Origin of the sequence: Bradyrhizobium sp. AZCC 1578 (genome assembly GCF_036924675.1) — a bacterium.
In the GTDB taxonomy this organism is placed as follows: Bacteria; Pseudomonadota; Alphaproteobacteria; order Rhizobiales; family Xanthobacteraceae; genus Bradyrhizobium.
The window spans coordinates 3,160,865-3,181,449 of sequence record NZ_JAZHRZ010000001.1; the positions used below are offsets into that span (position 1 = coordinate 3,160,865).

The following is a 20,585-nucleotide window of genomic DNA, read 5'->3' on the forward strand; positions in this document are numbered from 1 at the left end:
TCGTCGCCCCTGCGAAAGCAGGGGCCCATACGCCGCGGCTTTTCCGTGAAACGATGGGGCTAATTGCCTTCTACAACAACGCCCGGTGGTTATGGGTCCCCACGTTCGCGGGGACGACGGCGGTCTTGAGGCATTCTCTTGAACTTCACGCTCGTTCCATCCGCCTGCCGCGTTGCGATGTAGCCGGCTTCGAGGCAGGCCTCGCGCTGCGGCATCTTCTCCTGCGGGCTCCGCAACGTCTCCCACCATGACGCACGGTGCGCGGCGCGCGGCAGCGCCGCATCGATGATCTCCTCGATCTCTTCGAAGCTCAACACGAATTCGGTGCGCGTCTGCGCCTTCAGATAGTCCCGCAACGGATCGTAAACGTTCACGCGTGTCCTCTTAAGCGAATTGCACAAAACCGTCGGCGCCGGCAACTGAATGTTAACTGTCTACCATATCGCCGTCGCCGCTTAAGACCGCAACAATTTATCCGGCGCATACCGGAAGGCTTGGAGCGGATGAATGCTATTCGAGCGGCAAAGCGACGTAGCCAGAAAGGGTTGGTTCAGGAAAGACTTCGGCCGCCGCCCCTGGCGATTGTCCGTAAAGCTGTTGATCGCGTCGTCGGTCGCGGCCGTGATCGGCTTCTCCGCGATTTGCACCAGCGTCATGTTCGACATGCGCCGCGGCGAGGAAGAGCTGGCGCGGCAGACGCTGGAAAATCTGGCCTCGAGCATCGACGCCGATATCAGCCGGAATATCGAACTCTACGATCTGTCGCTGCGTAACGTCGCCACCAATCTGGTGATGCCGGAGATCGAAAAGGTCAGCAAGGAGATTCGCCATCTGATTCTGTTCGATCATGCCGCGACTGCCAGGCATTTCGGCGCGATCCAGGTGTTCGACGCGCAGGGCAAGCTGACCATCGATGCGGCAAGCCTCGACCCCGTGCCGGAGGATCGCAGCGATGAGGAATACTTCTTCGTCCATCGCGACAAGCCCGACGTGGGCTTGTACATGAGCCGTCCGATGCTGCATCGCAGCGCCTATTCGATCGTGCTCAGCCGACGCGTCACCGACGCCGATGGTGGTTTTCTCGGTGTGGTCGTGGGCTCGATCCGCTTCAGCTATTTCCACGATTTGTTCGGGCGGCTGACACTCGATCCCACCGATACGATCACGGTATTGCGCCGTGACCGGACGATCATCATGCGCAAGCCGTTCGACCTCGACATCGTCGGCAAAAATCTGGCAGAGCGAAAAAACTGGAATCCGGCAAATCTGACGCAAGGCGGGTCCTACGCCGGGGTCGGACCGGTGGACCCGACACCGCGGCTTTACGTTCGAAGCGCCAATACGAGCCTGTTCTTTGTCGTAGTTGGAAAACCGCTGGCGAGCATCCTGAGCCTCTGGCACCGGGAGGTGATCCGGATCGGCGCGGTCATGGTGGCCCTGATCCTGTTCGTGTTCGGCACCACATTGTTCCTCGCACGCGAGATCGGCCGCCGCGCCGAGGCTGAGGAAAAGCTGGAAGAGCTTGCGACCACCGACGCGCTCACCGGCCTGAAGAACCGGCGCAAATTCGATTCCGAGATCGACCTGGAATGGCGGCGGGCGACGCGCAACCAGACCCCCGTCGCGGTGCTGATGATCGATGCCGATCATTTCAAATCGTACAATGACACGTTTGGACATCAGGCCGGCGACCAGGTGCTGGTCGGCATTGCGATCTGCATTTCGGATTCGGTGGGGCGAGCCGGCGACTGTCCGGCCAGATACGGCGGCGAGGAATTCGCGGTACTGCTGCCCGGCCTCTCGGCGGTGGAAGCGCTCACCGTCGCCGAAACCATCCGCCTCAAAGTCGAACAATGGGCCGAAGACCCCAGCGTGACGACGGTGAGTATCGGCGTGGCGAGTATGACGCCCACGGCAGCGATCGATTGGTCCTATCTGATCGAAGCGGCCGACAAGGCCCTCTACGCGGCCAAGGCCAACGGCCGCAACCAGTCGGTGGTCGCCGCCATCCCGCAGCTCGCGCTGGTGGCTTAAGGCACAGTCTCGTCATGCCCGCCACCCGGTCCGGCCGCTGGCCGACCGGATGACAGCGGAGAAATGCGGAATGCGTCCTCGCCCCTATTCCACCAGATACTTCTTCATCTCCGCGCGCAGGCCTTCGCGCAGCTCGGCGCGGGCCATGCCGTAGGCGATGTTGGCGCGAAGGAAACCGGATTTCGAACCGCAGTCGTGCCGCTCGCCCTCGAATTCCACGCCGTAGAACTTTTGCGTCTTGGCGAGAGTTTTCATCGCATCGGTGAGCTGGATCTCGTTGCCTGCGCCGCGCTCCTGGGTTTCGAGGATCTTGAAGATTTCCGGCTGCAGGATGTAACGCCCGGTGATCGAAAGGTTTGACGGCGCGGTGCCCTTCGGCGGTTTCTCCACCATGCCGTCGACCTCGAACATGTTTTTGGCCAGGCGCTTGCCGACGCCGCAGATGCCATACTGGTGGGTGAATTCGTCGGGCACCGCCTCCACCGCGAGCAGATTGGATTTGGCGCCGAGTTTCGCTGCGGCCTCGATCATCTGCTTCAGGCAACCCGGGCTGTTGAGCACCAGTTCGTCCGGCAGCACCACGGCGAACGGCTCATCGCCAACAATATCGCGTGCGCACCAGACCGCGTGGCCGAGGCCGAGCGGCGCCTGCTGGCGGGTGAAACTCATGGCGCCGGCTTCGGGCTGGTCGCGCGCCAGGATGTCCTGCTCGGCCTTCTTGCCGCGCTGAGCCAGCGTGGTGTCGAGTTCGAACATCCGGTCGAAATGGTCCTCGATCACCCCCTTGTTGCGCCCGGTGACGAAGACGAAATGCTCGATGCCGGCCTCCCTGGCCTCGTCGACCACGTATTGAATCAGCGGCTTGTCGACGATGGTCAGCATTTCCTTCGGCATCGCCTTGGTGGCGGGCAGGACGCGGGTGCCGAGGCCGGCGACCGGGAAGACGGCTTTACGGATTTTCATGGGATGTCGGGCGCCTTGATATTGAGATTTGGAAATGAGGAAAGTGCTTTGATTGCACGTTGATAGCCGGTTTGCACCCTTGAACAAAGGCGGATGTATGGTGGCGTTCCCGCCCGACTTGCGCCTCCCCTTGCGCGCGCCGGGCGGGACAACAAAATGCCCTCTGTTAAGCTATTGGAAACCGTGTCAGGGCCTTCTGGCACGGGGTTGGTTTCGACGGACGGGTACGGCATGGGCCTCTTGGAACGAGTGACGAGTAATCGAACCGGCGCGATCTTAATCGCCGCAGCGCTGTTGTGTTCCAGCGGCCAGTCCCAGGCCCAATCTCAAGCCCAATCCTCCGGCAACGGGGTTTCGAACTTTTTCGGCAACATCTTCTCAGGTCAGAAGGCCGTGGCGCAGCAGGCTACGCCCGGCCCGGACGGCAGTCCGCCGCCCTGGAGCGGCGAAGACGGCGCCTCCGGCCATCCGCTGATGACGGCATCCGCGATCCGGCAGGCGGCGGCGAATTTTCAAAATTGCATCGCCTCGATGTGGCCGGATGCTGCGCGCCGCAACATCACCCAGCAAAATTTCGAGCGCTTCACCGCCGGCCTCGAGCCTGATTTGCGTATCATGGACCTGATGGACTCGCAGCCCGAATTCACCAAGGCGATCTGGGACTATCTCGACATCCTCGTCAACGACAACCGCCTTGCCAAAGGCAGCGAGATCCTCGCCCAATACAAGCCGCAATTCGACGCGGTGGAGAAAGCCTATGGCGTCGACCGCTACATCATCGCATCGATCTGGGGCATCGAATCGAACTACTCGACGCAAGTGGGCGACCGCAACGTGGTCCGATCGACCGCGACACTGGCCTGCATCGGCCGCCGCCAAGCCTATTTCAAGGATGAATTCCTCACCGCGATCGAGATCCTCAACCGCGGCGATCTCAGACCCGAACAGATGCGCGGCTCCTGGGCCGGCGCGTTCGGGCCGACGCAGTTCATGCCGACCGCCTTCAAGCGCTATGCCGTCGACGCCGACGGCGACGGCCGCCGCGACGTCGTCGACAACGTCGCCGATCTGATCGCCTCCACCGCCAACAACCTCAAGAAAGACGGCTGGCAGACCAGCCGGAGCTGGGGTTACGAGGTAGTGCTGCCGGAGGGTTTTAATTTCATGCTGGCGGACAAGTCCAAGGCGATGACGATTGCGCAGTGGCAGAGCCAGGGACTGAAGCGGGCCGATGGCAAGCCGTTTCCCGACACAACCGAGAGGGCCTATCTGCTGGCGCCGGCCGGCATGCAGGGGCCCGGCTTCCTGATGCTGCAGAATTTCCGGGTGATCATGAAGTACAACCCGGCCGAGGCCTATGCGCTGGCGATCGGCCATTTTGCCGACCGCCTGCGCGGCGGGCCGCCGTTCGTGCAACCCTGGCCGCGGCAGGAACGGGTGCTGTCGCGGGCGGAGCGACTGGAACTGCAGCAGCTCCTGGCGCAGCGCGGCTTCTACAAGGGCACGCCGGATGGCCAGTTCGGTGGCCAGACGCGGGAGGCGCTCCGCAGCTTCCAGGCTTCGATCGGAGCGCCAGCGGACGGATTTGCCTCTTCCGACGTGCTGGAGCGGCTGCGGGGCCGTTAAGACCTGTTTTCAGCGCCTAAATGACCCTGAAAACCACGATTCGGCAGGAGCCTTGACGCTGGGCCTGGAACCTCGGTTTATGGGATGTGAAATCTGCCCGCTTGCGGCCCGATTCCGCTGCTATATTTGACGCTTCACGATCCATTTGCGACCGAGCCGGATGCGAAAGCCAACGTCCTTCTTGCGCGTGTTTACCGAGACCGGGCCACTGGTGGCGCTGGCGGTTGCGATCGCGCTTCTGATCGGGATCGTGGGACCCGCGTCGGCGCAGTTTTTCAATTTCGGCGGCTTTGGCGGGCCGCCGCAGCGGCAAGCGCCGCAGCGCGGCTGGTTCGGCGGCGATATCTTTTCGCCATTCCAGCAGCAGGCCCCGCAGGCGCCGCGCCAGGATTTCTCACGCGCGCCCGCGCCTGCCAAGCGAGACACGGTGCCGGAACGTAACGTTCTGGTGCTCGGCGACGCCATGGCCGACTGGCTCGCCTATGGCCTGGAAGACGCCTATTCCGAGCAGCCCGACATGGGCGTGATCCGAAAGCACAAGACCGTCTCCGGCCTGATCAAGTATCAGCCGCGCGGCGAGCCCGCCGATTGGACCGCGGCCGCCAAGGGCATCCTCGCCACCGAAAAGCCCGATGCCATCGTCGTCATGCTCGGCCTCCACGACCGCCAGGCCATCCGCGAGGCGGTCACCGAGAAGAAGACCGACAAGAAGGAAGACAAGAAGGACGCGCGCGGCAAGACAGATACCAAGACAGATACCAAGCCGGCGGAGGCAAAGAAGCCGGAAGGCTTGGCTGACACGGCAAAGCGCGACGATAAGCCGGCCGATGCCGAATTGTCGCCTGACGATGCAGCCGATAACGACACGCCACAAAACGCCGCACCCGCGCGATCTGGCGGCGGACTTTACGAATTCCGCGACGAGCACTGGGTCGAGCTCTACACCAAGAAGATCGAAGAACTGATCGGCGTGCTGAAATCCAAGGGCGTCCCGGTGTTGTGGGTTGGCCTGCCGGCGATCCGCGGGCAAAAGGGAACGGCCGACATGCTGTTCCTCGATGCGCTGTATCGCGACGGCGCCGGCAAGGCTGGCATCACCTATGTCGATATCTGGGATGGCTTTGTCGATGAAGCCGGCCGGTTCCTGCAGAAGGGTCCCGACTTCGAAGGCCAGATCCGCCAGCTCCGCACAGCCGATGGCGTCTTCTTCACCAAGCCCGGCGCCCGCAAGCTCGCGCATTATGTCGAGCGCGAGGTGACGCGCCTGCTGGCTGCCCGCTCCGGGCCGATCGCGGTGCCGATCGAACCGGCAACGCCGGAGGCCAATGTCGCGCCCGGCCAGCCGGCGCCGCGTCCGCTTGCCGGACCGGTCATGCCGCTGGTGGCCTCTTCCGTCGGCACCGATCAACTGCTCGGCGGTCCCGGCTCGCGTCCGGCAGCAGTCGACGCGCTCGCCGCGCGCACGCTGGTGAAGGGTGAAGCGTTGGCCGCGCCGGCCGGCCGCGCCGACGACTACGCATGGCCTCGTCGCGAGATCGGCCGCGAGCCGGCGAAGGGCGATACGCCGATGGCGGCCACCTCACCGAGCGGAACCGCGGCAGCCGCCCCGCCACAGAAGCAGCTTTTACTGCCGCCGCCGCAGCAAACGCTGCAGCAACAGAAGAGACCACTGCCGCCGCCGATGCAGATCCGCCCGGCGCAAAACAACGGGCCATCGCTACGTGACTTCTTCGGCGGCTTCGGTGCGGCGCCGCGGCCGCCTGCACCACCCGCGGCTGCACCGCCGCGTGGACCCGCTGCTCTTCCGGGCGCGCCGCGGCCGCCGGGCAATGTCGGGCGCTCGGCAGAGGTTCCGCCGGGCAATTTCACGCGATGATTTAGATGGTCCTCACCATGGTGAGGAGCGCGTCTTCGCGCGTCGGCGGACGATGCTTCACATCGCCGCGCGAACCATGAAGCCGCGATGCCGCCATCCTTCGAGACGCGGCCAAGAGGCCGCTCCTCTCAGGACGAAGTTAGCCGTAATAGCGCCAGCGCGGCGGCGGGCGGCGCGGCGGGCGGGTCATCAACAGCGCCAGCGCAAAGCCAATTCCGGCTGCGACCAACAGCGCACCGAGCGGATTTTCCTGCACAGTTTTCGCTACCGTCTGCTGGCCGCTACGAATGGTTTCGCCGCTGTGCTCAATGGCGTCCTTGGCATAGCTGACGGCGGTGTCAGTGGCGTCGCGAGCGGCGTCCTTGGCCTGGCCGTAGAGATTTTGCACGGTGCCCGCCGCTTCGCGCACGCGGCCCTCGGCTTGCGTCTTCGCATCGCCAGCCATGTCGCCGACGGTGCTTTCGACCTTACCCGCAAAATCCTCGGCCGAGCCTGCAATCCGATCCTTGTCCATCGCGGTCACTCCTGTTTTCCGAGGACGTAACCGGAGAGACCCCGTTCGGGTTCCTACCGCGATCGAAACGCACTTCTAATCAAGATGCCGGGCTTACAGGATCAGACCACCGTCGACCACGATGGTCTGGCCGATGATGTAGGACGCAAGCGGCGAGGCCAGGAACAGCGCGGCACCGGCCATGTCGGCCGGCGTGCCGAGCCGTTTCAACGGGATCCGCTCGAGCGCGCCTTCGAGGCGTTTCGGATTGGCGGTGGTGGCCTTGGTCATCTTGGTGTCGACCAGGCCGGGCGCGATGCCGTTGACGCGGATGCCATCCCCGGCCCACGCCTCGCCGAGCGTGCGCGTCAACCCGACCGCGCCGGTCTTCGAGGCGTTATAGGCCGGATTGCCCATGGTCGAGTGATAGGCGGCGGTCGAACTGACGATGATGAGCGAGCCTTTGCTGGCACTCAGCATTGCATGGAATCTTGTCGCACAGGCCATCAGGCTCATCAGGTTGACTTCAACCACCTTGCGAAAGCCATCCATCTCGAATTCGCCGCGGCGGTAGATCACCGCGCCCTGCGCCAGCACCAGCACGTCCAGTTTCGTGAAGGATGGCTGGAAGGATTCAATGGCCTGCGCGTTGCTGACGTCGAGTTGAAAATACTCCAGCCCGTCAAGATGCGAGCCTTCGCCGGGCGAATAGTCGGCGGCGCTTTCGCGGGTACCGCAAACGGCGACACGCGCGCCCTTGGCACTAAAAGCCTGCGCGATGCCATTGCCGATCCCGCTGGAGCCGCCGACCACCAGCACCTGCCTGCCGCTGAAATCCAGTTCGCTCATCCCTGCGATCCTCCTTTGTGCTCTAGTTCAACCTTCGTCGAGGAATTCGACCATCAGGACCTGGTCGTAATATCGCCCGTCATACTTGAGGCCCCTCTTTTCATAGCCGTATTCGACGAAACCCGCGGCGCTGTAAAGGCGGCGCGCGCCTTCATTCTCACTCGCCACAGTCAGTTGAACCATCTCCACGCGTCCGCGTGCATGGTCGAGTACCGCCGCAACGAGCTTCTTGCCGAGCCCCAAGTTTCTTGCAGTGTCTCGAACATACATGCCCCAGAGGGTCGCCCGATGCGCTTGCTTCGTACCTTCCTGCGCAGCATAGGCCGCGACGCCTCCGAGCGTCTCCTCAATGAAAGCGCCGAAGATGGCGGTACGGCCAAGGACGGCTTCGAACCACGACAGCGGTAACGCGCTTTCCTTCTCAAACGTGCTGCCGAAGGCTTCCGGATTTCGCTGCAGGCCTTCCAGCCGGATATCCCTGAATAGCGCAGCGTCCGAAGGCTCCAGGCGGCGGATCTGCAGGCCGCGAATATTCGTCACGTTTGCACCTCGCTCGCCTCGTTTGACCTGTCTGCGGATCGGTGCCAGCCTTGTCAATCCTGCAACGCGCACCTCGCATCTTTGTCCGGATCCGCCATGTCAGATTTCAAGGAGCTCAGTCGTTCGGTCAAAGGTTTGACCGTTCTCGTCACCGGTGCTGCCAGCGGCATGGGCCGCGCGACCGCGCTCGTGTTCGCGGCCGAGGGCGCCAACGTCGCGGTTACCGATTTAAACGCCGAGCTTACCCAGGTGGTTGCCAGCGAAATCGCAGCAAATGGCGGCGCGGCGAAAGCGTGGACGCTCGACGTCGCGAAGCCCGACGACATCATCAAGGTGGTCAATGAGGTTGCCGCACATTTCGGTGGACTCGACATCGTCATCAACAATGCCGGCATCTCCGTGCACGTGGCGATCGACGAGGAAGGTTATGAAGCAGCCTGGGACAAGGCGCTGGCCGTGATGCTGAGCGCGCATCCACGTATCATCCGCGCCGCGTTGCCGCATTTGCGCCGATCGAACTGCCCGCGGATCGTCAATATCGCCTCCACCGAGGCGCTCGGCGCGACCGCGCTACACAGCCCCTACTCGGCAGCGAAAGCCGGCGTCACCGGCTTGACGCGCTCGCTCGCCGTCGAGCTCGGCCGCGAAGGCATCACCGTGAACTGCATCTGCCCGGGCCCGATCCGCACCGCGATCACCGAGCGGATTTCCGAAGAGCACAAGACGATCTATGCCAAGCGCCGCACCGCACTCGGCCGCTACGGCGAGCCGGAGGAAGTGGCGCACATGACGCTGAGCCTCTGCCTGCCGGCGGCTTCGTTCCTGACCGGCGCGGTGATCCCGGTCGATGGTGGCTTGATGGCGCGGAATGCGTAGCGGGCATGCGTCCGCGGCGTTGACTTGGACATTTCGGCGAGTAATTTTTCTTACAAACAGAGCGGGCAAAACCGCCCGCCGCGCTTTCGGGAGAGACGCCATGGTGATCGCAATCCGGCAATTGCATCCGCATTTTGTCGGCGAAGTATCCGGGCTTGATCTGCGACAACCCCTGACGCCGCAGGAAGCAGCCGACGTCGAAGCCGGCATGGACAAGTACGCCGTGCTGCTGTTCCGCAACCAGGACATCACGGACGAACAGCAACTCGCATTTGCGCTGAATTTCGGCAAGCGCGAAGACGCTCGCGGCGGCAATATCGTCAAGCCTCAGGATTCGCGCCTCTCGACCGGCCTCAACGACGTCTCCAATCTCGGCAAGGACGGCAAGCCGTTGCCGCGCGACAGCCGCGCGCATCTGTTCAACCTCGGCAATTGCCTGTGGCATTCCGACAGCTCGTTTCGTCCGATCCCGGCGAAGTTCTCGCTCTTGTCGGCGCGGGTGGTGAATCCGAAGGGCGGCAACACCGAATTCGCCGACATGCGCGCGGCCTATGACGCGCTCGACGACGACACCAAGGCCGGGATCGAGGACCTGATCTGCGAACATTCGCTGATGTATTCGCGCGGCTCGCTCGGCTTCCTGGATTATACCGACGAAGAAAAAGAGATGTTCAAGCCGGTGCTGCAGCGGTTGGTGCGGACGCATCCGGTGCATCGTCGCAAATCGCTGTATCTGTCATCGCACGCGGGCGCGATTCTGGGCATGAGCATGCCCGAGGCGCGGTTATTGCTGCGCGACCTGACCGAGCACGCCACGCAGAAGGAATTCGTCTACGTCCACAAATGGACCGTGCATGACCTCGTGATGTGGGACAACCGCCAGACCATGCACCGGGTGCGGCGCTACGATCAGTCGCAGCCCCGCGACATGCGCCGCGCCACGGTTGCCGGTACCGAGCCGACGGTGACGCAGCAGGCCGCGGAGTAAGTAGCCACAAAAATCGGTGTCGTCCCTGCGAACGCAGGGACCCATAATCACCGGCTTCGGTTGTTTTGAACGGCAACTGCCCCATCGGCTCACGGATGGGCCGCGGCGTATGGGTCCCTGCGTTCGCAGGTACGACAACTAAGCGTGCCCGGCCTCGTTCGACAGCATGCCGGGGTCGATGCCGATCTTGCGCAACGCGCGTAGATATTTGTCGTCGACGTCGTCGCCGAAGATCAGATCCGGGTCGGCGTCGCAATGCAGCCAGCCATTGTGCTGGATCTCGTCCTCGAGTTGCCCGGGCGCCCAGCCGGCGTAGCCGAGCGCCAGGATCGCGTGCTTCGGCCCGGTGCCCTTGGCGATCGCCTTGAGGATGTCCACCGTCGCGGTCAGGCAGATGCCTTCGTCGATGTTCAGCGTCGCGTCCTTGATGAAGAAATCGCTCGAATGCAGGACAAAACCGCGGCCGGTATCGACCGGACCGCCCTTCAGCACCTGCATGGTCTCGGCGTTTTCCGGCAGTGTGATCTGGTCGGCCTTCTCGATGATATCGAGCTGCACCAGCAGCCCTGGAAAATCGATGCTGCCGGCCGGACGGTTGACGATGATGCCCATCGCCCCTTCCGACGAGTGCGCGCACATGTAGATGACGGAGCGCTCGAAGCGCGGATCGCCCATGACCGGCATGGCGATCAGCAGCCGGCCGTCCAGATAGCCCTCGCCGGCCGAATTATCGCCAAAGCCAGCGGTTTTGCGGCGGACAGGCTTCGATGTCTTGCCTTCAGGGCTCATCCGCAAAGGCCTTTCTCTTGCAGGTTCATATCCTGATATCGGGTGCGGTTTCTGTCAATCAAGCTTCCGGCATCATTCGGCTGCCGATCACACGCAATTCAATGGTTTGCCTCGAAACTTGCCTGTAAAGACGTGCCATGAGCGTCCTAGTTCCCCTGCGCGCCGCACTCGGCGTCGCCGCCTTGAGTGTCGCGTGTGCGGCGGCGGAGGTTCGCGCCCAGGATGCCTCGCCGTGGCAACACGACGCCCATTCCGCGGTGCGGTTGCTGGCGGGATCACGCAGCGGCGCGGTGTTGCTCGGCGGCGTAGCCATCCAGTTGCAGCCGGGATGGAAGACCTATTGGCGGACGCCCGGGGATTCCGGCGTGCCACCCCGCTTCGACTTCTCCAAATCCGACAATGTCGAAGCTGTGACGGTGCTGTGGCCGGCACCGATGAAATTCGACGACGGCGCAGGCGGCACTGCGCTGGGATACAAGCAACAGGTCGTGCTGCCGTTGCGGATCGTCGCCAAGAATGCCGACAAGCCGGTGACGCTGCGCACCCACATCAGCTACGCGGTTTGCGAAAAGCTCTGCATTCCCGTCGAAGCCCATGCCGAACTCGCTTTTGCCAGCGTGGCAAGCACCGAGGACGGCACCCTGTCCGATGCGCTCAATGCGGTGCCAAAGCCGGCCAATGTCGGGGACCCCAATCCGCTGACCATCCGCGACGTCAAGCGCGAGGGAAAGAACGTGCTGGTCGACGTGACCGCGCCCGAGGCCAGGGAGGTCAACCTGTTCGCCGAGGGGCCGACGCCCGACTGGGCGTTGCCGGTTCCCAAGCTCGTGGAGCAAGGCCCGCCCGGCGTCAAACGCTTTGCCTTCGAACTCGACGGCCTGCCGCCCGGCGCCAGTCCGGAAGGCGCCGCACTCAAACTGACGCTGGTCGGCGGCGACCGGGCCTACGAGTTCAACGTCAGTTTGAATTGACGCGACCTGCCGACCCTGCGGACGTGCTCAGCCGCGCCACGATGCCGCAAGGTGTTTCCACCCGGTGCAGCGACGCTTTCCAGTCTAAGGAGAGCCGGCGCTTGGCAGCTCTCCTCTTCAGCAACGTGTGTCCTCCTAGCTCTTCTGGCCGCTCATCTGCTGAGCGCGCATATAGCTCTTGCAAGCGCTACGCATGTCGCCCTTTGACATGGCGGCATTCGCCGCGCCCATCTCTTTCATCATCGCAAATTTGCCGGGGCTATCAGGCATAGCGTTACCGGACGCGACGAGCTTGGCCATGTTTTCGCTTGTGCAACCCGTCTTCTGGGCAGCAGCCTTCTGGGCAGAAGCCTTCTGGGCAGAAGCCGGGCTGACAGCCAGCGCGGTGGTGATCGTTACGGCGGTGACAAGCAGTAGTTTCATATCTTTCCTCCCCGGCCGCACCATGCGGCCGAAGCTCAAGTTATAAAAAGCCAGAAAAGTTCCGCCAACCCCGGGGCCAACCGACATGAAGCTACGAAACCGGGGATACCTGCACGGCTGGCGGGGGCCTGTCGGTCGGTATGGGATCGGGCGCGTTGATGACGTAGAGCGCGCCAGCCACCAGCATGATGGCAGCGATCACCAATCCCAACATGGCCAAGACCAGATCGTTCGGGTCATCCATCTCGCGGCCCGGACATGCGGGCGTTCGGGTGCGATGGCAGCCATCGCCTTTGGCTATCCGCGCGAGCGCCTGTAATGAATAACGGCGGGTCCGAAGACCTTTGGCTATCCGCGACATGCGCCGTTGTGAACGGCGGGCGATGGCTCCGCGGCATCAAACGACGGCTTAGCTGTTTTGTTCCTGACTTCGTCGTTTCGCAGCTTCAGGCGGCAGCACACCCAACCGAATCTTAACGAATGGTTGATACATCCGATCGTCGCCGCCGCCTCGCGGCACGTTTCGGGGATGTACTGTTGTGGCCGTAATGGATTCGCAATCCGCAACCGCTCCGCCTGGTGGCGTGATCGCGCGCCTCCGTGCGCTGCTTGGCGGCTCCAGTGAAGCCTCCGTTACAAGGCGGCTGGCCGGCACGATCTTCGTGATCCGCGTCTTCAGCGCAGCGCTTGCCTATTTCTCGCAGATCCTGCTGGCGCGCTGGATGGGTGGCTCGGACTACGGCGTCTACGTCTATGTCTGGACCTGGGTGCTGCTGCTCGGCAGCATGATGGATTTCGGCATCTCGGCATCCGCGCAGAAGCTCATTCCGGAATATCGTACACGCGGCGAACATGCGCTGCTGCGCGGCTTTCTCTCCGGCAGCCGATGGATGACGTTCGCAGTCTCCTCCACCGTCTCGCTGCTGCTGGCGGGCGCGGTGAAGGGATTGTCGCCGTGGATCGACGGCAACGCGATCGTTCCCCTCTACATCGGTTGCCTGACACTGCCGGCATTCGTCGTCGCCAACACCCAGGACGGTATCGCCCGCTCGCACGACTGGATGCGGCTTGGCCTGGTGCCGCAGTTCATCGCACGCCAGTCGCTGATCATTGGCCTGACCGCCGGCGCCTTCGTGCTCGGCTTCAATCTTGGCGCCACCGCCGCGATGTGGGCCAGCGCCGCGGCGGTATGGATCGCGATGATCGGCCAGATGATCGTGCTCAACCGCAAGCTCGGCGGCCACATCGAACCCGGCCCCCGGGCCTACGACTTCCGCGGCTGGCTCGCGGTCTCGCTACCGATCCTGATGGTGGAGAGCTTTTATCTGCTGTTGTCATACACCGACGTACTGGTGCTACAGCAATTCCGCTCCTCGGAAGAGGTCGGCATTTATTTTGCCGTGATGAAGACGCTGGCGCTGGTCTCCTTCATTCACTACGCGATGGGGGCTTCGACTGCGCATCGCTTTGCCGAGTATCACGCGCAGGGCGACAAGCCGCGGCTGTCGGCCTATGTGGCGCATGCGATCCAGTGGACGTTCTGGCCGTCGCTCGGCGCGACCATTCTGCTGCTGGCGCTGGGCAAGCCGCTATTGTGGCTGTTCGGACCGCAATTCGTCGTCGGCTATGACATCATGTACATTGCAGCGATTGGCCTTGTGGTGCGTTCCGCCATCGGCCCGGTCGAGCGGCTCCTGAATATGCTCGGCCATCAGCACATCTGCGCGCTGGCCTATGCACTCGCCTTTGTCATGAACGCTGTGCTGTGCGTCGTCCTGGTGCCCCACTTCGGCGGCCATGGCGCGGCAGCGGCGACCTCGATCTCGCTGACGTTCGAGACGGCGCTGCTGTTCTGGATCGTGCGCCGGCGGCTCGGACTACATGTGCTGGCGTTCGGGAAGCGCTGATCCTGGAGGCCACTGGAGCGGTTGGAAGACGGCCTTTGCAAAATTTCGCAAAGCATGAAGCTCGTCTATTCAAGACGAGCGCTCGCTGATCTCGATGGAATTTCGGCCTATTACGCGGCCAACGCAAGCTCCGCGATAGCTGATTCCGTCGGACGACAGCTGAAGATGTCATCGACCGCATTTGCCGCGCCCCTGATTCTGCTCCGAGAGTCTCGCAGAGATCTCCGTGTCGTAACCGTCCTGCGTTATCCGTTCCGGATTTTCTATCGTGTGCGCAAGGACCCGATCGATATCCTGCACATCCGACATACGTCGCGACGGCCCGTTAACGAGGTTGACCAGTAGGGCTCAGCCAGGCGGCCCAACAGCATCGGCGAGGCAGGACACCGGTTTCGCTCTGCACCGCCAAATTGGGGAAAATAACCACCGGATTCCGATGTGCGCATGAAATATTCTTATTTCACCCGATGCGCCGCCATCGATAGGACGTTTATCCCCTGCGTTGATATATACTCGCACATGCCAAATGGAACTTGCACCCGGAAATGATTGATCCCCTTTACGTTGCGTCGGGATTCGGCGTCGGCCTGCTGGTCGGAATGACCGGTGTCGGCGGCGGCTCGCTGATGACGCCGTTGCTGATTCTGCTATTCGGCATCCACCCGTCGACCGCTGTCGGCACCGACCTTCTATATGCCGCGGCCACCAAAACGGGCGGCAGCCTGGTGCATGGCTTTGCACGCAGTATCCACTGGCCGGCAGTGATGCGCCTTGCCAGCGGCAGCATCCCGGCAAGCGTCGTTACCTTGCTCGTGCTGTGGCAACTCGAGCTCAAGGGGGAGGCCGCGCGCAGCCTGGTCAATCTGGTGCTGTGCTTCGCGCTCCTCCTCACGGCGACATCGTTGATCTTCCGCAGGGCGATCATGGATCACTATCGCCGCCGCATGGAAGGGTTCGATGCCGCGGCGACCGGCCGCGCCACCGTGATGGTCGGCGTGGGGCTTGGTGTGCTGGTCTCGATTTCATCCGTAGGTGCCGGCGCAGTCGGCGTCACCGCGCTCTTGCTGCTCTATCCGCGCCTGCCGATGGCGAGCATTGTCGGCTCCGACATCGCGCATGCGGTGCCGCTGACATTGGTAGCCGGCATCGGACACTGGGCGCTGGGTTCGGTCGATTGGGCGCTGATGAGTGTGCTGTTGATCGGATCGCTGCCCGGCATCGTGATCGGCAGCTACTGCGCGGTTCGCGTGCCGGAGACGGTGCTGAGGGTGGTGCTGGCCTCAGTCCTAATTCTGGTGGCCAGCAAGCTCGGCTTCAACGAGCTGCATTTTTCCCAGAGTATCGCAGCCGTGACCGGGAGCGTCGCCCATTAGCGCGTTTTCCAGCGAAAGCCTGCCCCGGACTTGATCCGGGTGGACACCGGTTCGCGTCAAGAAAACGCGTCAAAACAAAAACCCAGAGCCGGTTCTGATTGAATCAGAACCGGCTCTGGGCGCGCTTCCCGGGCCGTTCGAAATTCCTCGTTCGCAATTGCTATGCAGCGGTCCATCCGCCGTCGATCGACAGATTGGCGCCGGTGATCTGGGCGGCATCGTCGCTGCACAGGAACAGCGCCAGTGCGGCGACCTGTTCGGAGGTCACGAACTCCTTGGTCGGCTGCGCCTCCAGCAACACGTCGTTGATGACCTGCTCCTTGGTCAGGTTGCGCGCTTTCATGGTGTCGGGAATCTGCTTCTCCACCAGTGGCGTCCAGACGTAACCGGGGCTGATGCAGTTGCAGGTGATCTTGAACGTCGCAAGCTCCAGCGCCACCGTCTTGGTGAGGCCGGCAATGCCGTGCTTGGCCGAGACGTAGGCCGCCTTGAACGGCGACGCCACCAGCGAATGCGCGGAAGCCGTGTTGATGATACGGCCCCAGCCGCGCTTCTTCATGCCGGGGACTGCGGCACGGATGCCGTAGAACGCCGACGACAGGTTGATGGCGATAATGGCTTCCCACTTCTCGGGCGGAAACTCCTCGATCGGCGACACGAACTGGATGCCGGCATTGTTGACGAGGATATCGACCGAACCAAACGTCTTCTCGCCAAGCGCGACCATTTCGGCAATCTCGGCGGGCTTGGTCATGTCGGCGGGCGAGTGCACGGCGCGGACCTTGAAGTCGGTCTCGATGCCGGACCGCTCGCGCTCGATATCGGCCGGCACGCCCATGCCGTTGAGGACGACATTGGCGCCGGCGGCGGCAAAAGCGCGCGCGTAAGCCAATCCGATGCCGCTTGTCGAGCCGGTCACGACAGCGGTCTTGCCTTTTAACGTACCCATTCCATTCACTCCTGCTTGCCTGCGGCGGTCTTCGAAACATCCGCCGTCATATCGTAGGCCATCATGGTCTGGCCGGATTGCGGACGCTCCAACACATCCTTGTGACGCATCGACAGATGAACGTCGCGGACGCCTGCGTTCCAGTGTTCGACCATGGCGACATGCGAAAAGTCGTAATCCTTGGATGACGTTTCGTAGTTCTTGCTCTTGTAAATCAGATGCACGACGGTGACGGTGTTTTCCTTGGCCGCGTTGCAGAGAACTGCCACCGACGGATCGTTCTTGAGATCATCGGGCAGCTTTTCGAGCAGCTCGCGCAGCGCCTTCCGCGCGTTGTGCACCTGCTTGTTCTTGTCGGTAGCCATCCGGGTGCGGCTGGAATAGCGGATGTCCTTTTCCCGCTCCGCGGCCTCCAGCAGCGACGTCGGCAATTCGCCGCGCGCGCTGAACAAATCGACCTGAAAGATCAGGAGATCGCGATTGGTCTCCTCGCCCAGCACGTAATCAAGCGGCGTGTTGGAGGCGATGCCGCCGTCCCAGTAGTGCTCGCCTTCGATCTCGATGGAAGGAAAGCCGGGCGGCAGCGCGCCGGAGGCCATGATGTGCTCCGGGCCGATCTTCTTGCCGCGCTTCCTGAAATCGAAATTGTCGAAATATTTCAGGTTGCCCGAGGTTACCCCGACCGCGCCGACGCTGAGCCGCGTCTTCAGATCGTTGATGCGGTCGAAGTCGACCAGCCGCTCCAGCGTTTTCTTCAGCGGCGCAGTGTCATAATAGCTTTGCGATTGCCGGCTGCCCGGCGGCCACAAAGGGGCAGGCGGAATGCGCGGCGTGAAGAAGCCCGGTACGCCGAAGGTCGCAATCAGCGCGGCGCTGGTTTCGTTGAACAGCGAGCGCGCGCGGTCACCTGATGCGACAGGCTTCCATGGCACCGGAGATGACACCAGCTCCCAAAATTCCTTCAGCCGATCGACGCGCTTTTCGCCTTCGTTGCCGGCAATGATCGCGGCATTGACGGAGCCGATCGAAATGCCCGCGATCCATTCAGGTTCAAACCCCGAGCGGCACAGCGCCTGAAAGGCACCTGCCTGATAGGAGCCGAGCGCGCCGCCGCCTTGCAGGACCAACACACGCTGCGCTTTGGCGGGCGTGGTTGCCGGCGCAGTATCGGAATAATCCATCGTGACCGTCGGCTAGTGGACAATGACCGGGGCACCGTGGCGGCAGTTCGCGACGGCGTCAATCAGGCAAGATCGAAGCCGGGATCACGCCGAGTTTATCGGCTTGTGAGACGTCGAAGCCCGAATCCGGCGTTGCCTCAGGTTGATGCAAGGATCAGCGTCCAGAACACTTTGTATTTGGTATTTGGAGAGTAAACTGCCGCGATGCCCAATTTTGTGACACCGTTCTTGAGCATATTGGCCTTGTGCGGCGGCGAGTCGCGCCAGCCGGAAAAGGCTTCCGCCATCGTGTGATAGCCGGCCGAGATATTCTCGACGGCAAGCTTCGCCGGATAGCCTGAGGCCCCCAGCCGCTTCTCCAGCGGGCCCTTCACATTGTGGTCCATCTTGTTGCGGGCCGCCATCGCCTGGGACTGCTGCTCCGCCAGCTTGATCAGATCGGGATCGACCACGACGGCGCCGAGGCCGTTGTTCTGGCGATATTGCGAGATCAGGATCGCTGCCGCCACAGGGTCGAGCGTGGCGCCGGGTTGGGCCATGTCGAGATACATGGCCGGTTGTTCCGGAATTTTGACGTCTGCCGAGCAGCCGGCAAGCAGCAATAGGCCGATAATGGCGGTGGTCGCCCGTTTCACTGAAAGAATCCCCCGAAGAGCCCCTAAGCCTGGACGGACGCTTGTTGCATACCAACCGTGGCTGAATGGTGAACGGGCCGTCGTTTCGACGTCATTCCTGCGCGGCAAAGATCCGGTAGCGGCGGGGTTGCAGGCTGATGATTTCGCCGGCCTGGAGTTCCCGGTCCCGGGGGGCGTCGATCTCGATCACGGTCTTGCCCTCCCCGCCCGTCAAGGCGATCTCCGCCCGCTGGATCGGGCCGAACGAGCGGACATGGCGCACCGCGCCCTCCAGCGAGCCGGTTCCGGCGGGCCCGATCTGCATGTCGTGGCGACGGACGAACAGCTTTGAGGCGCCGGAGGCCGCACCATCGGCGGCGATATTAAGCGGCCGGCCGCCGAGCCGCACCGAGCCACCTGAGACCTCGACCGGCAGCACGATGGATTCGCCGATGAAGCCGTGGACAAAGGCGGTCGCCGGATTGTCATAGACATCGCCGGGCGTGCCGATTTGCTCGATGCGCCCCTTGTCCATCACCACCACGCGGTTGGCGACTTCCAGCGCCTCTTCCTGGTCGTGGGTGACGAAGATCGAGGTGACATGGATTTCGGAATGCAGCGAACGCAGCCATTGCCGCAGCTCTTTGCGCACCTTCGCGTCGAGCGCGCCGAAGGGCTCGTCGAGCAGGAGAATGCGCGGCTCGATCGCAAGCGCGCGGGCGAGCGCAATGCGCTGCCGCTGGCCGCCCGACAACTGGCTGGGATAGCGGTTTGCCAGCCAGTCGAGCTGCACCAGGTCGAGCAATTCCTTGACGCGGGCACGGATCGTGGCCTCGTCCTTGCGGACGGCGCGCGGCTGCACGCGCAGGCCAAAGGCGACGTTCTCGAACACCGTCATGTGGCGGAACAGCGCGTAGTGCTGGAACACGAAGCCGACGTGGCGCTCGCTGGCGCCGTGTCCCAGCGCATCCTCGCCATCGATCCGTACCTCGCCTGCATCGGGCCAGTCGAGGCCTGCGATAATCCGCAGCAGCGTGGTCTTGCCCGAACCGGATGGCCCAAGCAGTGCCAGCAATTCGCCCTTGCCGACCTTCAAATCGACATTGTCGAGGGCTGCGAACGCGCCGAATTTCTTGACGATGTTTTTGACTTCAATGGTCACTTGGATTGTCCCTTGGAATCTGTCCTTCGTCGTCCAGACGCTGCTCGAGAACGGTCTTCACGACCAGCGTGATCAGGGCCAGCATCGCCAGGAGCGAGGCAATCGCAAACGAGGCTACGAATTGATATTCATTATAGAGGATCTCGACCAGTAGCGGCATGGTGTTGGTCTCGCCGCGGATATGGCCCGACACCACCGACACCGCGCCGAACTCGCCCATGGCGCGCGCATTGCACAGCAGTACGCCATACAACAGGCCCCATTTGATATTGGGCAGAGTGACGCGGAAGAAGGTCTGCAGGCCTGACGCTCCCAGCGAGATCGCAGCTTCCTCCTCCTGCGTGCCCTGCTCCTGCATCAGCGGGATCAGCGAGCGGGCCACAAACGGAAACGTCACGAAGATGGTCGCGAGCGCAATGCCGGGCACAGCGAACAGAATATGGACGTTGTGGGCCTGCAGCCAGGTGCCCCAATAGCCCTGCGCGCCGAACAGCAGCACGAAGACGAGGCCCGAAATGACCGGACTGACCGAGAACGGCAGGTCGATCAGCGTGACCAGGAAGGTCTTGCCGGGGAAATCGAACTTTGCGATCGCCCAAGCCGCGATCACCCCGAACAGCAGATTGAGACCGACCGAAATCGCCGCCACCAGCAGGGTCAGCCGGATTGCCGACAGCGCCTCCGGCTCGGCCAGCGCGGCGAAATAGGCACCGAAGCCTTTCGACAAGGCCGATGCGAACACCACAACCAGCGGCAGCACGACAAAGATGGTGAGGAAGCTTACGGCAAGCGCGACGATGACGAAGCGGACCGGCCCCGGCTCTGTCCGAAAATCATTGGGTGAAGCAATCGCCCGCGGACGCTCGCGAGCTTCGCGGCGCGACAGCGAGGAAATGGCCGCCCCCGCCGTTGACGCGTAGGCCTTTAGCGGCGCCTCCGGAGTCACAAAGCTCGTTTGCGTCGACATCGAT

At 62.8% G+C, this 20,585-nt stretch carries 22 protein-coding genes; 9 read left to right on the forward strand and 13 right to left on the reverse strand.

The features are described from left to right. Positions 1-89: 89 nt before the first annotated feature. Positions 90-374 carry a DUF7662 domain-containing protein gene (locus V1290_RS15105; protein ID WP_334365144.1) on the reverse strand — a complete coding sequence of 95 codons (285 nt, stop codon included), beginning with the start codon at positions 372-374 and terminating at the stop codon, positions 90-92. 133 nt (positions 375-507) lie between these two features. Here V1290_RS15105 and V1290_RS15110 point away from each other — a divergent pair, with 133 nt between their 5' ends. After that, positions 508-2,034, forward strand: a complete 1,527-nt coding sequence (locus tag V1290_RS15110) for a GGDEF domain-containing protein (RefSeq protein ID WP_334365145.1) — start codon at positions 508-510, stop codon at positions 2,032-2,034. Positions 2,035-2,118: 84 nt separating this feature from the next. On the opposite strand, the gene galU is transcribed toward V1290_RS15110, so the two are convergent. Continuing rightward, positions 2,119-2,997 carry a UTP--glucose-1-phosphate uridylyltransferase GalU gene (galU, locus tag V1290_RS15115; protein WP_334365146.1) on the reverse strand — a complete coding sequence of 293 codons (879 nt, stop codon included), beginning with the start codon at positions 2,995-2,997 and terminating at the stop codon, positions 2,119-2,121. Between the two features lie 231 nt (positions 2,998-3,228). Here galU and V1290_RS15120 point away from each other — a divergent pair, with 231 nt between their 5' ends. Together V1290_RS15120 and V1290_RS15125 are read left to right on the forward strand one after the other, a co-directional pair. Then, the gene (locus tag V1290_RS15120; protein ID WP_334365148.1) at positions 3,229-4,623 is read left to right on the forward strand and encodes a lytic murein transglycosylase; all 1,395 of its coding nucleotides are present in this window, start codon (positions 3,229-3,231) and stop codon (positions 4,621-4,623) included. A 160-nt stretch (positions 4,624-4,783) separates the two neighbouring features. After that, on the forward strand, positions 4,784-6,499 hold the full coding sequence (locus tag V1290_RS15125) for an SGNH/GDSL hydrolase family protein (protein ID WP_334365149.1): 1,716 nt from the start codon (positions 4,784-4,786) through the stop codon (positions 6,497-6,499). 139 nt (positions 6,500-6,638) lie between these two features. Here the strand turns inward: V1290_RS15125 and V1290_RS15130 are convergent, their stop codons facing one another. The 3 genes from V1290_RS15130 to V1290_RS15140 all read right to left on the reverse strand — a co-directional run bounded on the left by V1290_RS15130 (position 6,639) and on the right by V1290_RS15140 (position 8,381). Continuing rightward, positions 6,639-7,013 carry a CsbD family protein gene (locus V1290_RS15130; RefSeq protein WP_334365150.1) on the reverse strand — a complete coding sequence of 125 codons (375 nt, stop codon included), beginning with the start codon at positions 7,011-7,013 and terminating at the stop codon, positions 6,639-6,641. A gap of 93 nt (positions 7,014-7,106) precedes the next feature. Beyond that, positions 7,107-7,841 (reverse strand): SDR family NAD(P)-dependent oxidoreductase, encoded by a 735-nt coding sequence (locus V1290_RS15135; protein ID WP_334365151.1) that lies wholly within the window; start codon positions 7,839-7,841, stop codon positions 7,107-7,109. Positions 7,842-7,868: 27 nt separating this feature from the next. Then, entirely contained in the window at positions 7,869-8,381 is a 513-nt protein-coding gene (locus V1290_RS15140; protein ID WP_334365152.1) for a GNAT family N-acetyltransferase, read from the reverse strand. Between the two features lie 96 nt (positions 8,382-8,477). Here V1290_RS15140 and V1290_RS15145 point away from each other — a divergent pair, with 96 nt between their 5' ends. Together V1290_RS15145 and V1290_RS15150 are read left to right on the forward strand one after the other, a co-directional pair. Further along, positions 8,478-9,257, forward strand: coding sequence for an SDR family NAD(P)-dependent oxidoreductase (locus V1290_RS15145; RefSeq protein WP_334365153.1), 780 nt, complete (start codon positions 8,478-8,480; stop codon positions 9,255-9,257). A 100-nt stretch (positions 9,258-9,357) separates the two neighbouring features. Further along, positions 9,358-10,245 (forward strand): TauD/TfdA dioxygenase family protein, encoded by an 888-nt coding sequence (locus tag V1290_RS15150; protein ID WP_334365154.1) that lies wholly within the window; start codon positions 9,358-9,360, stop codon positions 10,243-10,245. Between the two features lie 138 nt (positions 10,246-10,383). On the opposite strand, the gene V1290_RS15155 is transcribed toward V1290_RS15150, so the two are convergent. After that, positions 10,384-11,034 (reverse strand): YqgE/AlgH family protein, encoded by a 651-nt coding sequence (locus V1290_RS15155; protein WP_334365155.1) that lies wholly within the window; start codon positions 11,032-11,034, stop codon positions 10,384-10,386. Between the two features lie 137 nt (positions 11,035-11,171). Between V1290_RS15155 and V1290_RS15160 the strand changes: the two genes are divergently transcribed. After that, on the forward strand, positions 11,172-12,005 hold the full coding sequence (locus V1290_RS15160) for a protein-disulfide reductase DsbD domain-containing protein (RefSeq protein ID WP_334365156.1): 834 nt from the start codon (positions 11,172-11,174) through the stop codon (positions 12,003-12,005). Positions 12,006-12,140: 135 nt separating this feature from the next. Here V1290_RS15160 and V1290_RS15165 read toward each other — a convergent pair whose 3' ends face one another. Both V1290_RS15165 and V1290_RS15170 read right to left on the reverse strand, forming a co-directional pair. Continuing rightward, the gene (locus tag V1290_RS15165) at positions 12,141-12,515 is read right to left on the reverse strand and encodes a hypothetical protein (protein ID WP_334365157.1); all 375 of its coding nucleotides are present in this window, start codon (positions 12,513-12,515) and stop codon (positions 12,141-12,143) included. A 4-nt stretch (positions 12,516-12,519) separates the two neighbouring features. Next, positions 12,520-12,672 carry a hypothetical protein gene (locus V1290_RS15170; RefSeq protein WP_334365158.1) on the reverse strand — a complete coding sequence of 51 codons (153 nt, stop codon included), beginning with the start codon at positions 12,670-12,672 and terminating at the stop codon, positions 12,520-12,522. A 304-nt stretch (positions 12,673-12,976) separates the two neighbouring features. Between V1290_RS15170 and V1290_RS15175 the strand changes: the two genes are divergently transcribed. The 3 genes from V1290_RS15175 to V1290_RS15180 all read left to right on the forward strand — a co-directional run bounded on the left by V1290_RS15175 (position 12,977) and on the right by V1290_RS15180 (position 15,708). Beyond that, positions 12,977-14,335 carry an oligosaccharide flippase family protein gene (locus V1290_RS15175; RefSeq protein WP_334365159.1) on the forward strand — a complete coding sequence of 453 codons (1,359 nt, stop codon included), beginning with the start codon at positions 12,977-12,979 and terminating at the stop codon, positions 14,333-14,335. Between the two features lie 54 nt (positions 14,336-14,389). Beyond that, on the forward strand, positions 14,390-14,680 hold the full coding sequence (locus V1290_RS36535; RefSeq protein ID WP_442894990.1) for a type II toxin-antitoxin system RelE/ParE family toxin: 291 nt from the start codon (positions 14,390-14,392) through the stop codon (positions 14,678-14,680). Positions 14,681-14,880: 200 nt separating this feature from the next. After that, the gene (locus tag V1290_RS15180; protein WP_334365160.1) at positions 14,881-15,708 is read left to right on the forward strand and encodes a sulfite exporter TauE/SafE family protein; all 828 of its coding nucleotides are present in this window, start codon (positions 14,881-14,883) and stop codon (positions 15,706-15,708) included. 160 nt (positions 15,709-15,868) lie between these two features. Here V1290_RS15180 and V1290_RS15185 read toward each other — a convergent pair whose 3' ends face one another. The 5 genes from V1290_RS15185 to cysW all read right to left on the reverse strand — a co-directional run bounded on the left by V1290_RS15185 (position 15,869) and on the right by cysW (position 20,581). Then, positions 15,869-16,657, reverse strand: coding sequence for a 3-hydroxybutyrate dehydrogenase (locus tag V1290_RS15185; RefSeq protein ID WP_028349284.1), 789 nt, complete (start codon positions 16,655-16,657; stop codon positions 15,869-15,871). A gap of 5 nt (positions 16,658-16,662) precedes the next feature. Then, on the reverse strand, positions 16,663-17,838 hold the full coding sequence (locus V1290_RS15190; protein ID WP_334365161.1) for a patatin-like phospholipase family protein: 1,176 nt from the start codon (positions 17,836-17,838) through the stop codon (positions 16,663-16,665). A 137-nt stretch (positions 17,839-17,975) separates the two neighbouring features. After that, positions 17,976-18,473, reverse strand: a complete 498-nt coding sequence (locus tag V1290_RS15195; protein WP_334365162.1) for a CAP domain-containing protein — start codon at positions 18,471-18,473, stop codon at positions 17,976-17,978. Between the two features lie 91 nt (positions 18,474-18,564). Next, on the reverse strand, positions 18,565-19,614 hold the full coding sequence (locus V1290_RS15200; RefSeq protein ID WP_213248446.1) for a sulfate/molybdate ABC transporter ATP-binding protein: 1,050 nt from the start codon (positions 19,612-19,614) through the stop codon (positions 18,565-18,567). Continuing rightward, on the reverse strand, positions 19,604-20,581 hold the full coding sequence (cysW, locus tag V1290_RS15205; RefSeq protein WP_334365163.1) for a sulfate ABC transporter permease subunit CysW: 978 nt from the start codon (positions 20,579-20,581) through the stop codon (positions 19,604-19,606). The genes V1290_RS15200 and cysW overlap by 11 nt, the downstream gene beginning before the upstream one ends. Positions 20,582-20,585: the final 4 nt, after the last annotated feature.